Genomic DNA, 14782 nt, shown 5'->3' on the forward strand with positions numbered 1-14782 from the left:
AGGGTCGTCCGGGCCCATGTCTCTGCTTTGCCCTGGCAGCTTCGAACTTGCCGCAACCAGACTCCCTGAGCGGTGTTGTCGAAGACCATCTCCGGCCTCACCTTCACGGGCCGTTCGTCGGCTCGCTCAGCCGGGGAGCTGGCAGTGGACCGCGCGCGTGGTGTGACGCGCAGGGTTCAGCTCGGCGCCCACGCGCCCCGGCGGAGTGCAGTACAAGAGGCCGGGCGCAGAGCCGGTGCGCCCACGTACCAGTCGGCCGAGCAAGCGGGTCCTGTGCTGTGAGGGAAGGGGCCATCCCGAGATGACCAGTAGCTGTGGACCCCGTATGCGAACTTGATCACATGAGTAGGTGTACTCATGTGCCTGCTGAGCTGGTGGCCTACGTTGTTGATGTTGGTGCGTGGCACGGCGGGGCGAGTGGGGAAGCGGTACGGGGTATGGGGTCCTTCGAGGCGGAGTGGGCGGCCAGTAAGGCTGCTGGGCAGCAGCCGGTGGCGATGCGGTTGAACCGGGTGGATGACGGTCCGGTCGGTGGTGGTGGGGATCGGGATCTGAGCTCGCAGGCGGGTCGGAAGACGACCGCGGCTAACGACATCGAGACGGACTTCGAGCCGAATACGAAGAAGGCCGGCGACTGGGCCAAGGAGGCTACGGCGACCGCGGCGAAGGCGTTCGAGGGCTGGGCGACCGCGGCGGGGCTGAAGAAGGCCGAGGAGACCTGGGGGATGCAGGTCAAGGCTCTGATGGGGCGCCTTGCCGGGGAGAAGTCCGCGCTGCGTGGCACGAACAGCCTGTTCATCAGGAACGACCAGGGCATTGGTGACGAGCTGGCCCGTCAGTCCAGGCTGCATCAGTTGTCGCAGCCGCCTCACCACTAGACGCGGGGGACGCGATGTTGACGTATGAGCAGGTTATGAAGATCGACTTCGGTCAGCTGAACACCGCCGCCGACAAATGGGAGTCGATGGCCGGGGAGTTCAAGAAGTTGGAGGACCGCTACAAGGACCGGGTCCAGCCGGTGAGCGTGGACGGCACCTGGACCGGTCAGGCTTCGTTGTTCTCCCGCCCGAACTTCGCCACCACGCGGCATGAGTACGCCGCCGCGCAGGTGGAGGCCAAGGCGGTGGCCTCGTTGCTGCGGGACGCCCATGCCCACTTCGTCGATCTGAAGAAGAGGGTGGAGCACGCCCGGCAGGACGCGATCGACGCGGGGATGAAGGTCTCGGAGGCCGGGGCCGTGAGCTTTGACTTCAGCAAAGTGTCGGCGGCCGAGGCGAACGCCATCCGGCACGATCCAGACCTGCACAGCACCGAGATGTCATGGAGCAAGCGTATCGACGATGCGGTGCGTGCGGTCGACGACGCCGACCAGGGGCTGAAGACCGCCCTGGAGGCGGTCGTCATCGACATCGATCTGAAGGACGGGAACTTCAACGGCTTCAACGGTCAGGCCAGTGGCGACGTCGAGCACTACGAGGGCGAGGCCGCGGCCGACCTCGCGCGCAAGGTCAACGACGGCAAGAAGCTGACACCGCAGGAGGCGGCCCGCTTCGAGTCGCTGATGCGGGACAACTCTCACGACACGGTCTTCAGCCAGACCATGCTGGCCAGTCTCGGGCCCGAGGGGACCCTCACCTTCACCAACCACCTCAGCGACTGGAGCCACTCCGGAAGCGCCGCCGACAAGAGCACCTACGCCGGACTCCAGACGCAGCTGGCGACCACGCTGTCCACCGCCACCAAGGACACCAACTCGCCGTTTTACAAGGAATTCCGGGACGGGCTCAAGAAGGCGGGAGTCCAGAAGTACGACCTCGACGCCGCTGGCAACAAGATCGCTGTCGGCACCGGTCACGGCCAGCAGGTACGTGGCTATCAGTCTCTGGTCACCCTCATGCAGCAGGGTGACGGATACTCGGGCCAGTTCCTCAAGGACATGGCCGAAGACATCCGCACCGCCGAGGACAAGAAGCGGGGCGGCAACCCGGACATCTGGGACCTGCGCGGGGACTTCAACGGGAAGAAGGACGGCGGCTGGTTCGCCAACGATCCCCTCGACGGCGTGCTCGGCATCATGGCCAAGGACCCCGCCACCGCAACCGGCTATCTGGACCCGGGCCCGGGGCAGAAGAACGACGCGCTCAAGTACTTGCTCACCGAGCGCGACTGGAACCACGTCGACACGTCCGACTGGACCGGCAACATCGAGCGCACCGGCAAGGACACCTTCGACAAGGACGTACGGGCCGGGCTCGGCCTCGCGCTGGAGGCCGGCACGACGGGCAACCGTCCCGGGGCAGACGGCACCCCCTTCGGGCGCCACTCCGTCGAGCAGACCCGCATCATGCACGACAGCGTCAACTACCTGGACTACGGGGCCGCCGACGGGAAAGCCGGCGAAAACAAGGACCACCCACGTCTCGGCCAGGCCGACCAGCTGCTGGGCAAGGACGAGTACGCAGCACTGCGTGCCCCGCTCTCCCGCGCCCTCGCCGACTATTCACCCGACGTGGTGGACATCGTTGACGGCGACGGACCGGGCGGACGGGCCGGTGAGAAGGGCGTGTACGCGCACGGCGACGATTCGCAGATCCAGAACAGCAGGAGCAGCCTGCTGCGGATGATCCGCGGCGTCTCGGAGTCCGGCGACCCGTCCAACTTCGAGCGCATCTACCAGGCCCAGCAGGGTTACATGTCCCAGGAACTGCTGGGCAAGGACTTCCCGAACGACCTCAGCGTGACCAACCATTCCCGCAAGGTCGGTGAGGTCATGGGCGCGCTGAACGCCGTCGGCGGCGACGTCAGGATGGACGTACACGACCAGAAGATCAGCGACGCCGCCGCCATCAGGTTCTACGGCTACCACCTGGGAGGCGGTGCCATCACCGGCATCCCCGTCATCGGCGACGCCGCCCAGCGCCTGGTGGACGTCTCCCTCAACGACTGGCTCGCCTCCGTACAGGCCGAGCAAGGATCACTCAACAAGGAAGAACTGAGCCGCGGCAACGATCTCGCCCAGGACAAGCTCGACAAATACTTCGAGACTTGGGGCAAAGAGCACCACATCCGTCCCGACCTGGCGCAGGCAGCGGCGGGAGAGGCCGGGCAGAGTTACGTCAGCGGTCGCCAGATAGCGTACGAAGCCCTGCGATCACGCACCTGAGCATCGCATCGCCCCTTATCCCCCACGAGCGAAAGCAACCACTGTGGCAGTCCAGTCTGCACCCAGTAAGAAGCCCGCGCTGCTCGGCACCGTCGTTCTTGTCGCGACCGCTGCGGTGATCGCGCTCTACGGCTGGCGCGACACCAACATCCTGGGCTCTGACTCCTTCTGCGGCGGGCGACTGGACTCCAATGGCGTCCAAAGTGCCCTGGACACACGCGGGCGTGTGTCCACGGTGGCGGAACAGGGAGGGGAGGGGCGCCCGGAGTTCCGCTGCACCGTGCAGCGCACAAGTCTCCTCGCCGGTGGGGACGACCTTAAGGTGACGGTGCGGACCGCAACCGAGGAGGGGGCCTTCCCCTTCACGACTGCGGTGTGGAAGGACCCCGCGCAGCGGTCGTACTTCAAGGACGGAGCGACCGGCGCGGTCTCCGGACGAGGCGGTTACGTCGTGCTCCCGCAGGCGTGCTGGACGAAAGTCGGAAATATCCAGGGCAGTGCCGTCGTCCACCCTGCCCAGCACACCGTCGCCACCGTCGAGGCCACCATGGAGCAGGGCACGGCAGACCGCAGGGGCCTTGCACGGCTGCTGGTGGACGCGGCACGCACAGTCGCGAAACAGGCGGGCTGTGACACGTCGGACCTGCGCGCACCCAGCGCCCTGTCCGAGCCCGGCGCAGAACGCCCCACGCGCACGCGGGAGGTCTGCGGGCTGACTGGTTTCACGCTCCCCCCTGAAAGCGTCATCACCGGCGTAGCCGAACCGGGCCAGGAACGGCTCAACCAGCAGAACAAGACGTGGACATGCGACCTGGCACTTGGCGGAAGCGGTGAGGCACGCCTGTCGCTGGCCGCCACCTCCGAAGCCGCCTTCGTCCGGGCGGCCCTGGACGCGCCTGGAGCCTTCACCAAGCTCCCCGGTGGCAAGGGCCTCGCCTCTCCCCGTCAAGAAGCGGTAGTGCACTGCTCGGGCGGCGACGTCTACTTCACCGCCCACTGGAACACCGCATACGGCAACGCCCTGCGCAAGCACACCGGCGGTGACGTGTCCAAGACCGCCGGCCTCCAACGCGCAATCTTCCAGAACTTCCTCAACGCAACCGCCGCCTCCCACTCCTGCCCGAACGTCACGTTGGGTAAATGAACCCCTCGCCGGCTCCCCGCGTCGCCTGGAGCGATGCGGGGAGTGTTGCTCGCCGTCGCCCACGAGCCTGCCATGCGGGCCGGTCATGGCCAGGAGCCCACACGGGCTGACACGGTCAACCCGTGTATCAGGCGACCTACGGGCTGGGGGGCTGGACGAAGGGAGTCGTGCGCATTGCACTCCCTTCGCACAGAGCCGAGGAGGACTGAGCGCATAGGAGCGGACTTCGCCGTGCTGTGCGAGAGCCTTGACGTCTCCTTAATGCCCCACTGTCGACTTCTTGACGTACTCTTCTCCCTGGTGTGCCGGGAAGCCTGGTCGGCGAAATTGAATCGTTCTCGTACGCGTCGTCACGCGTCACGACACAGCCCCCGAAAGGCACCGGCACATGACACTCCCCGGGCAGACCACGCCCGTTTCCACCTCAGCCGCGCCCCGTGCGGGACGCGCGCCGCGCCGCTCGGTACTGTTCTTCGCGTTCGCCTTCGCCGTGATCGCCGACCCGGTCTCCTCCGTCGCCTATGCCATCGAGGCGGCCCTGCGCGCCCTCCATGGCGACCTGGCGCTGCTCCTGCCGACCATGTCACTGGTGGTGGGGCTGGTCGTGGTGGTCACTGCCAACTACTGGCAGTTGGTGCGCCGCTTTCCTAAAGGTGGGGGAGCCGCCGCCGCGGCCGGGCGGGCCTTCGGACCGCGCTGGACCTTCCTGCCGATCGGGGCGCTGGTCGTCGACTTCGTCCTCACCATCGGCATCTCCATTTCGGCCGCCGCCAGCGCGGTCATCGCCCTCTTCCCCGAACTGAGTGGAGTGCGCGTCCCGCTGGCCCTGGGCCTGCTGGCCATAGTGGCGGGACTGACCTGGTTCGGGCACGGCGGACGGCTGCTGTTCGCCGGGATGACCGTGCTCTTCGTCGCGGTGTGTGTCGCTGTGCTCGTACTCGGGTTCACCTCCCCGCACGGAGCAGGTCACGCCGCCGGCAGCACCGCACCAGGCCACCCGGCGATGCTGGCCGTGGTCCTCGCCTTCCCCGTCGCGATGGCCTTGGCCACCGGTGTGGAAGCGCCCTCGACGGCGATCGCCCAACTCGGCCAGCTCAACGACACCCACCGCTGCCGATTCGGACGGGGCACCCTCGCCCTGCTGGTCGTGATCGTCGGTGGCCTCACCATCGCGTTGACCGCCCTGGCCGTACGGCTGCACATCGGCGTCCCCGACCACGACTCCACCCAGATTGCCGACATCGCGCACGCCGCCGCCGGATCGGGGTGGCTGTACGGAGCCTTCCAGCTGACCAGCTCGCTGCTTCTGCTCGCTGCTGCCAGCTCCTCCTTCCAGGCCGGCCCCGGCCTGCTCAAGGCGCTGGCGGGAACGGCCGGGGCGCCGGGCGTGCTGCCGCCGGTCCTTGGCCGCGCCAACAAACACCACACCCCGTACTGGTCGGTCGTCGTCTACCTCGGCGCCGCTGCAGTGATCATCATTGCAGCGGCGGGCCAGGAACAGGAACTTGTTCTCTTCTATGCTGTCGCCGTCTTCGTCAGTTTCCTGGTCGGACTGATGGCCATGACTCGCTTCGCCCGGGTGGAGGGGAATCCAGTCGTGGCGTGGGTCAACGCGCTCGCCGCCGCAGCCGTCGCCTTCACTCTCGTGGTCAATCTGCTGCGCGGCTGGCCGGTGCTGTCGCTGGTCGGCACCCTGCTGATCGCCGGCGGCCTGTACGCGCGCTGGGTGCGGGCCGGACGCCCCACCGGGATCGAGGACGTCGAAACCCGGGCCGAGGCGACCACGAGCTGACGCGGTGCAGACTGTCCTGGCCGGGGGGGGGGCTCGGCAGTACCAAGTTGCCGGTCATCGGCCACACTTGGGTGTGCGCGGCCCGGCCCCGGGCCGCGCTGGTTGCGGGGGAGGCGGCGGATGGATGCTGGCAGGGCAGTGCGGGCGAAGGTGGAGGTGAGGCTCCGATGGGATCCCAGTCCCTTCGGTCAGCCGCCTCGGCACCTCGACATCATCGCCGCGACCTACTTTGCGGACGACCCTTACGGTCGGCCGGCGTATGTCGTCCATTCCGACAGTCGATCGCCGGACGGCACCATCAGCATGATCCGGCACAGCCGGACCGGGCTGGGCCTGGGCTTTGTTGAGGTGATGGTCCTGGAGCTCGACCGGATGGCGCCTGCCCTCGGCAGGGTGGTCGTCGGCGTGGCCATTCATCAGGATGGTGGCGCCCGTACGTTCGCGGACATGGCGCATGCGGGGGTGGTGGTCGTCGAGGACTACGTCGAGCTGCTGGCCCATGACTTCGCGCGGGTCGCCGGATCCACTGCGGCGACGGTCGCGGAATGCACTAGGAACGGCAGTTCGGGTGAGTGGGAGTTCCACGAGATGATCCGTGGGTTCGACGGTGACCCGGCCGCCTTCGCCGAGCGGATGGGTAGCGTCCGGCAGGGTTGACCGCGATGCGGCGAGCGGCTCGCCGGCCTTTAGGGCGCGCCTTTGTGAGAGGGGCCCGTTTTCATGTCGTAGACGACTGCTGGGAGCACCGCGGCCGACACGAGCGCCAGTGCCGCGTAGGAGCAGCTATCAATTGTTGCTTGGGACATCTGCATGGCTCGGGGGATCGAGTCGGCTGCCATGCCGGCTCCCACTCCGACAAAGCTCGTGCCCAGAATTCTCAGTGGTCCGGGCCGTTGCCTGAGCAGTGCTGGAACCCAGCCCAAGGTCAACGCTGTGCCGCCGGGAAGAGCGAGCAGGGCGAATATGCCGGGCAGTAGCCAGTCTAGGACGTCATTCATCGACTGCTCAGCTTCGCTCCGACTGGGTTACTGTCCAACGCCGCCTCGTGTCTCATAGTTCACCGTTCATGACCGCTTGTAACGCGCGAACCGGAGGGTGTCGAAGGTCGAATCATACGAGAGGTGGCGACAGGCGGGCAAGGCCCCCATTGTTCCCCAAATGGCGCTCGCACGCTGTCTCGCCCGCGTGGATAGGCCCCATCGGGGCGAGCGCCATCACGGCTGCGGGAATATGATCAATCGCTGCCTCGATCAGAGTTCGGCCGCTTCCTTCGGCGGCCAATCAAGGTCTACCGCCGTCCTTTTTCTCTGCTGTGCGGCACCGTTATGGCCTTTTTGAAAGGGTGGATGCCCATCACCCTTTTCCGCTGTCCCTGATTCTTGGGCCTATGCGGGGCTCGAGCCTGAGCCCGGGTGGGGCCGGGTCCGCGCCCGCATCGAACACATTTTCGCTCATAGGGAGAAGTGAAAGATCCTTTGCGGCTGTCGTCCAAAGGGGGCGATGGCCTCCATGTCACGCGGCCGCCACCGTGTGCGAGCTTGCCCGGACCAGCCATTCCGGCCGGCGCCCCACCCGCCTCCTGCCCGCCCTTCAGGACTGAGGCGGTCGAACCGGACGTGCCGTGTGCCGTGCGTCCAGGTGGGTCCTGGCGGTGTGGGGGGTGACAGCGCGGGTGATGGCGGATTCGACGGCGGTGATGCGGTCCGCGAGCAGCCCGAGTGCGGCGACGGCCCGGGTGAGTGGTTCTTCTTCCGGTCCGCCGAGGGCCTGGGTGCGTACGTACGCCGCTTTGACCTGCGCCCAGCGGGTCATCTGGTCGGGCGTGAGGGTGCCACGCAGTGCGGCGAGCTTGAGCAGGTTGGCTTCGGCGCCGGTGGTGAGGGTCTGAGCCTCGCTGTGGTAGTGGTCGTCGATGACGGCGGCGAGTTCGGCGTCGTTCATGACGGGGTCGATCCGCGCCGCGATCTTGTTCATGTTGCGGTACGAGCCCTGGAGTTGGAAGGGGGGTTCGGTGCGGGCACTGTCGGTCTGGGCGGCGGAAGCGATGTAGGCCGTGTTGACTGCGAGGACGGTGGAGTGGGCGGTGAGCAGATGGCGGAGGACGGCCAGGACGCGCTCGAGCTCGGCCGGCGAGTAGGGGTGGGTGAGTTCACCTGTGCGCGCCGTCGGGTCGTGTTCGGCGAGACGTACCAGTACGTCCAGGTCGGCGCGGTCGCGGCCCGCGAGCGGTGCGAGGACAGGGTTGGAGGTGAGCGCGTTCTCAATGAAGCTCAGCGCGAAGACGTCCTCCTTGCCCGTGAGTACCTCGCCGAGGTTCCACACATCCGCGCGGTTGGCCAGCATGTCGGGGACGCGGAAGCGCTGCCCGGACTCGGTGTACGGGTTGCCCGCCATGCAGACGGCAAAGCGCTTGCCGCGCAGGTCGTAGGTGCGGGGACCGTCGTTCCCGACGCCCTCCATACGGCGCGTCGCATCACACAGTGAGATGAACTTCTGCAGCAGCTCCGGGGAGGTGTGCTGGATGTCGTCGAGGTAGAGCAGGGTGTTGTTGCCTGCCTTCAACGCGAAGTTGATCTTCTGGACCTCGCGGCGGGCGGTCGCGTTGGGGGCCTGGGCGGGGTCCAGTGAGGTGACCGCGTGGCCCAGGGCTGGGCCGCTGACCTTGACCAGGAACAGGCCGAGCCGGTCCGCGACGTACTCCATCAAGGTCGTTTTGCCGTAGCCCGGCGGGGAGAGCAGCAGAAGCAGACCGTTGCTGTCGGTCCGCTTGGTGCTGCCGGTCGTGCCCAGTTGCTTGGCGAGACTGTCACCGATGAGGGGGAGGTAGACCTCGTCGAGGAGGCGGTTGCGGACGAATGAGGACATAACCTTCGGTGTGTAGTCGTCCAGGCGCAGGCGGGTGCGTTCGGCGGCGATGAGAGCGGTCCGCTGATGCTGGTAGTCGCGGAATCCCGCGGCCCTGTGCTGGATGAAGTCACCAGCCCGGGCCAGCAGCTCATCGACTCGGACGGTGAGCGTACGGTCGTGGGGGATGCGGGCGTGGGTGCCGCGCAGTCCCTCGACCGTCGTGGACAAGGGGGCGTCGGAGTAGTAGCGGGTGAGACCGGGGCAGAGTTCGACGGCCACCGCCTCCGCGAGGTCCCCCTCATCAAGGGGCTCGCCCGCCGCCGTGGCGTAGGAGGCCAGCCAGGCTTCGACGAGTTGACGCCGGTCGGCCGGTGAGTCGAGGACGGTCACGTCGTCGTCAAACGCCGAAGTGCCCACTGTGCGCCGGAACGTGGCGAGCAGGGTTCGGGAGGTGGCGCTGGTGACGAATCCGGGGGGACCGCAGGTCAGTTCCTCGAAGAGGTACTCGGCGGCGCGAACGGAGCCGTCCATGGCCTGGGCCAGTTCTTGTTGCAGGTCGGCGATGGCCGGAGCGAGACCGAACGTGTCACGGGCCCGGGCCAGGGACGTCGCACGTCGTGTCCACGTCGCCCGGTCCGCTTCTGTCGTCCGGTGGGCCCAAAAGAGCTGGGCCTCGGCGCGGGCCGCGGGCGGGTAGCGCAGCAGACCGGCGCTGTCGTGCAGCCGCAGAAGTGCCGTGAGGATGAGGGCGGCGTCGTGGTCGTGGATGCCGCGCTCATAGCCTTCGTCGTACGCGGCCTCGGCAGCTTTGCGGACGAGCCCGGGCAGGTCGCCGTCGTTCAGCGCGGCCGGTCCGTGCTCGGCGAGCAGGCGCACCGCGAGGTACTCGGCGCGGTAGAGGCCGGCGTCCTCGGAGGGCAGGGACTGATTCCAGTAGGGGCCGGTGGCGGCGAACGCGGCGTCGGTCACAGGGGAGCGGTAGTCGGTGCCGGTGAGAGCGAAGGCCAGGCCGTCGCCGTGCGGGACGAGGGCAAGGTCCAGGGGCTGGGTGTTCACCGCGAACGCGTGCCGGCCCAGGTGCACGACCCGGCCGTCGTCGCTGTACAGCTCGGTACGGTCGCGCAGGGCGCGCCCTGCTTCCTGGCGGGCCGCCTTGATACGGCCCTCCAGCTCCTCGGCCCTCACCTGTTCGCCGAGTTCGCGGAGTTCCTCGGCGGTCCTGCGGACCTTGGTGACCATCGGATCGGAGGCGAAGTAGGTGTTCACCGCGTCCATGTCGGCGAGGGTCGCGAGACGGCGGGTGATGGTCTGCAGGACGCGGGCGGCCGAGTCGGCCAGGCGCTCGGCGCGGAGCGCGCGGGCGTCCTGCAAGGTCTGCTTGCGGGCCGAGAACGCCTCATACACCTCGGTGCGCTTGGCTTCCAGGTCTGTGAGGAAGGTGTCGGAGTCCGCGAACCGGGACTGCAGGTTCTCCAGCCGCAGCAGGAGGCCGGCGAGCTGTTCGTCGCAGCGCTCCGGGGTGTCGGCGGCGGCGAGCGCGCCGATGACGGACTGGCCCAGCAGGGCGGTCTCAGCCTTGAATTCGGCACGGCCCTCCCGGCTCTGGAGGTCGGCGCGGCGGGCGTCCAGGGCGGCGCGGGTGCGGTTGATGCCCCCGAGGACGTCCGCGATGTGTGCCAGGACGGAGGTACGGACCGTGGCGTCGCCGACGTCGAGTCCGGCCACCACGTCGGTGACGGTCCTCAGCCTCTCGGTCTGCTCGTCGAGCTGTTCTGCGACCGGGGCGCCCTCGGCGACTGTGGCGATCCCTTGCGCCTGCGCCATCAGCTGCTCGATGTCGTGGTGGTAGCCGGTGAAGGCGTCCTGCCGGCTGAGGAAGGCGACGGCGCGCTGGGCGAAGCGGGTGATGTCGTCCGCGAGGTCCGCAGCCAGCTCCTCGATGCGCGCGGTGTCCGCGTAGCGCGTCTCCTTAAGAGTTACCAAGCGCCCTTGTGCGCGGCGCAGTTCGGTCAGGCGATCCACCCAGTCGTCCGCCCTGCGCGGAGCCTCCCCGCGGATGCGACGCACCAGTGCGCCGGTCCGGTGGGCTGCTTCGTCCAGCGCCTCTGCGGCCTGTCGGGTGAGGGTCGCCACGGTTGCGAACTCCGCCAGCACCTGCTCGGCCGTCGTGCGCAGTTCGCTCAACGGGTGCAGCAGGTCGCCCACGTCGGCTCCGCCGAGCCAGTGGTGCTGATCCGTGGTCCGGATGCAGGCAGCGAGGAGCGTTTCGTACACGGCGGTTGTCGGCGCAGTGGTCTCGGTGACCGTGCGCGCGAGGGAGAGGCAGTCGGAGATCCCGCGCACCAGGTCAGCGTTGCCGATGCGGGCCAGCACGCCCGCGCCGGTGGACTGTGCGGCGGCACAGGTGTCGGAGACGTACGGTGAGCGCCAGCGCTGGATGGGATGGATGCGGGTCGGCTCGTGGGAGTCGGCGCGCAGCGCCAGCAGGGTGCCGTCGTCGAAGAGCGCGTGGCCATGGCAGGAGAGCGGCGTGCTGGCCGCCTTGCGGATCACGTTATACGGCAGAAGCAGGCTGCGGCCCTCGACGCGGTCATGGTAGGCGTACAGCACGTCCTCACCGTTGGGGGAGCGCAGCATCCGCTCGAATTCCAGGCCCTCGGTGGCGGTGTCGAAGGTCTTGGAAGTCCCGGTGGCCAGGTAGTAGCCGCCGGGGAAGACGATCCCCTGGTCCTCGGGCAGCCGGTGGCACGCCTGCCCTATGCCGTCGAGGCGTGTGACGGACTTGGTGGTGCGGTTGAAGACGAGGTGGCGCTGCACGTGCTCCTTGTACGGCCGTACGCGGAGCAGGATCAGCTGCCCCACGCGCGCGTACGCGATGTCCGCGTCGGCGAGCGACTGCAGCGGTTGGTCGACCGGCTCGCTGTAGATCCCTTCGCCCGTCTCGGTGTCGTCCAGGACCTTGACGGTGAGGGCGCCGCCGACCGTGCCGACGAACACCTCGCCGCCGATGGATACGTGCGGGTGCCGGCCCAGAACGTGGTCCTCGCGGGTGGCGGCGGTCCACTCGAAGTCGTGGGAGGGCGGAAAGACGTGGTCGCGTTCCCCCCGGGCGTCCAGGAACGAGGCGTTGCCGTCAGGGTCCAGTGCCCAGCGCAGCACGCGGATGTCCTCGCCGTCCTCGCCGGTCTGGAAGACGGCGAGGAGCCTGCCTTCGGTGTGCCGGAGCTGGAGGAGGCGGGTCTGACGGAAGTAGCGGTGAAGGGCGGCGAATGCACGGACGAACTCGGGGTCGTCGAGCAGGCCGGGTACAGCGTCCTCGGGGAGCCGCGCCAGGTCGCGGTCATGCAGGGCGAAGACATCACCCACCGCCGTATCGGGTTTCAGGGTGAGGGGGGAGGTGTAGCCGATCAGCAGCCTGCCGCCGACAGCCACGATGTCCCGGGGCGCGCAGTTGTGCTCAGTACGGATCCGCCCGGTGCCGACGAGGGACAGCTCGGTGGAGCCGAACTCCTCGGTGCGGCGCCGGTTGAGCGCCTCGGCCCGCCGGGCCAGTTCCGCGGCCTGCCCGGCCAAGCGGTCCCGCAGCACCTCATAGGTGCCCGCGTCCACGGCGGACGAGGGGGACATGCTGTTCATCGTGGGGCTCCCTGCGAAGGCGTACGAGATTGGTCGCGTGCGACACCCGGGGCCGGCCGCGCGCACGCGGCGGGCCCCGGAGGGCAATTCAGACCTTGGCCGTGCCGTTGGCAGAGGACAGGGCCGAGATCGGCAGGTCGGCCAGGCCCAGCTGCCCGGCCTTGTCGAGCAGCTCGCTCAGCTGTCCGCTCTGGGTGCCCCCCGACTTCATCAGCTTCATCAGCAGCGCGGACACCGTGAGGTTCTGTATGTCGCCGGTCGAGACCGAGCCCAGTACGCGCATCACGTCCTCGGGGAAGCTGGCGCTGCCGTCCAGCCACGGCTTCGCCAGGGCCTGGGCCGTCTCGGAGTGCTGCACGAACCCGTCGACTCCCTTGCCCAGCGCGATCGAAGAGATCAGCCGGTCGAAGAAGACGGACTCACCGCCGACGATGTTGATGTCGGCGTTCTCCAGGCCGGTGGCCAGGACCGTGGCCTGCGCCTCGGCGACCTGCCGCTGAGCGTCGAGTCCGGCCAGCCGGACCTCCTTCTCCGCAGCGAGGCGCAGCCGGTACTCCTCGTGCCCGCGCGAGGCGTCATCGAGGGCAGCCATGGCGGCTGCCTTCTGGGTGAGCCCGGCCGCCTCCGCCTTCAGTTTCTCGCCGATCATCGCGGCGTCGGCGGTCGCCTGCGCCTGCGTGCCCTCGGCGACCGCGAGCGCCTTGAGGCGAGCGCCTTCTGCCTCCGCCTTCAACCGGGCCCCGGCGGCCTCGGCCTCGGCGCGGCCGGCCTTCTCGATGACCTCGGCCTCCTTGGCCCGGACCTGGACCTGGGCCAGTCCCTCAGCGGCCGCCTCCGCCTGGATGCCTTCGGCGAGCCGCAGCTTGGCGCGCGCGTCGAGGTCGGCGGACTTCAGCCTGGCCTCGGACAAAGTGAGCTGTTCGGCAGCGTGGTGCTTGGCGGCGACCTCCGCGGCCTCGGCCGCCTTGATGTCCTTGACCAGCTTCTCCTGGGCCTCCGCCTCGGCGCCGATGATCACGGCCTGACGGGTGCGCTCAGCCTCTTCGACGACGCGGAGCTTCTTGATGGACTCCTCCTGCTCGGCGACCGTGCGGTCCACGGCGATCCGCTCCCGGACCACATCGGCAACCTCGCGGCGCTCAGCCTCGACCTCCTTGTCCTTGGAGATCTGCGACAGCGCGGTCTCCCGTTCCCGGGCGATGACTTCGAGCATGCGGTCCTTCTCGATGCGCTCGTTCTCGACGGCGATGACCCGCTCACGGTTCTTCTGAGCGACTACGATTTCGCGGGCCTGGTTCTCGCGCTGCACTCCGAGCTGCTCTTCGGTGCGCAAGAAGGCCGTCTGCGCGCCGAGGCGCTCCTCCTCCTGCACCTTGGACGTCGCGGCCTCCTCGCGGGCCCGCAGGGTCTCCACTTCCCGGCGCTGCTTGATCTCGGCTTCGGACTGGCGGCGCTCCAGCTCCAGGATGGTCTCCCGGGCGTCCACGTTCTGCCGGGTGATCTCCTTCTCCTCGGTGCGCTGGAACTCATTGGTGCGTACGTGCTCGACGGTCGTCAGCTCGGTGATCTTGCGGATGCCCTGGGCGTCCAGGATGTTCGCGGCATCCAGCTGCGTCATCGGGGTCTGCTCAAGGAAGTCGATGGCCGCGTCGTCGAGGTGGTAGCCGTTCAGATCGGTGCCGATCACCCGGATGATCTGGTCGCGGAACTCCTCGCGCTTGGTGTAGAGGTCGACGAAGTCGAGCTGCTTGCCGACGGTCTTGAGCGCCTCGGAGAACTTCGCGGCGAAGAAGTCCTGGATGGCGACCTTGTCGCTGGCCCGCTGGGTGCCGATCGCCTGGGCCACCTTGATGACGTCCTCGACGGTCTTGTTGACCCGCACGAAGAAGCTGATGTGGATGTCGGCCCGGATGTTGTCCTGGCAGATCAGCCCCTCGCGGCCGGTCCGGCGGATCTCGATCGTCTTCACCGAGATGTCCATGTACTCGGCTTTGTGCAGCACCGGCAGCACCACAGCGCCGGTGAAGGTCACGTCGACCTTCTTCGTCTTGGAGATGATCAGCGCGCGGCCCTGCTCCACCTTGCGGAAGAGCTTGCTGACCACCAGGAGCATCGTGATCGCGATGAGCAGGACAACGGCGACGAGTACGCCGATGCCCAGGGAAATGGCATCCATGAGACGTCCTTGGGACAGGGGTGA

General features: G+C 68.1%; 7 protein-coding genes. 5 read left to right on the plus strand and 2 right to left on the minus strand.

Annotated features, from left to right (window positions below; genetic code table 11):
* Positions 1 to 437: 437 nt before the first annotated feature.
* The 5 genes from ACZ5ID_RS08025 (at position 438) to ACZ5ID_RS08045 (ending at position 6756) form a co-directional block, all read left to right on the plus strand.
* The gene (locus ACZ5ID_RS08025; protein ID WP_468894543.1) at positions 438 to 878 is read left to right on the plus strand and encodes a hypothetical protein; all 441 of its coding nucleotides are present in this window, start codon (positions 438 to 440) and stop codon (positions 876 to 878) included.
* 35 nt (positions 879 to 913) lie between these two features.
* The gene (locus ACZ5ID_RS08030) at positions 914 to 3163 is read left to right on the plus strand and encodes a hypothetical protein (RefSeq protein ID WP_468894545.1); all 2250 of its coding nucleotides are present in this window, start codon (positions 914 to 916) and stop codon (positions 3161 to 3163) included.
* 43 nt (positions 3164 to 3206) lie between these two features.
* Positions 3207 to 4307, plus strand: a complete 1101-nt coding sequence (locus ACZ5ID_RS08035; RefSeq protein WP_468894547.1) for a hypothetical protein — start codon at positions 3207 to 3209, stop codon at positions 4305 to 4307.
* 388 nt (positions 4308 to 4695) lie between these two features.
* Entirely contained in the window at positions 4696 to 6099 is a 1404-nt protein-coding gene (locus ACZ5ID_RS08040; RefSeq protein WP_468894549.1) for an APC family permease, read from the plus strand.
* 120 nt (positions 6100 to 6219) lie between these two features.
* Positions 6220 to 6756, plus strand: coding sequence for a TerD family protein (locus tag ACZ5ID_RS08045; protein WP_468894551.1), 537 nt, complete (start codon positions 6220 to 6222; stop codon positions 6754 to 6756).
* 933 nt (positions 6757 to 7689) lie between these two features.
* Here the strand turns inward: ACZ5ID_RS08045 and ACZ5ID_RS08050 are convergent.
* Both ACZ5ID_RS08050 and ACZ5ID_RS08055 read right to left on the minus strand, forming a co-directional pair.
* On the minus strand, positions 7690 to 12582 hold the full coding sequence (locus ACZ5ID_RS08050) for a DNA repair ATPase (RefSeq protein ID WP_468894553.1): 4893 nt from the start codon (positions 12580 to 12582) through the stop codon (positions 7690 to 7692).
* Between the two features lie 88 nt (positions 12583 to 12670).
* Complete coding sequence (locus tag ACZ5ID_RS08055; protein ID WP_468894555.1) at positions 12671 to 14758, minus strand: flotillin family protein; 2088 nt, start codon at positions 14756 to 14758, stop codon at positions 12671 to 12673.
* Positions 14759 to 14782: the final 24 nt, after the last annotated feature.

The organism is Streptomyces sp. NPDC031670 (genome assembly GCF_055580545.1).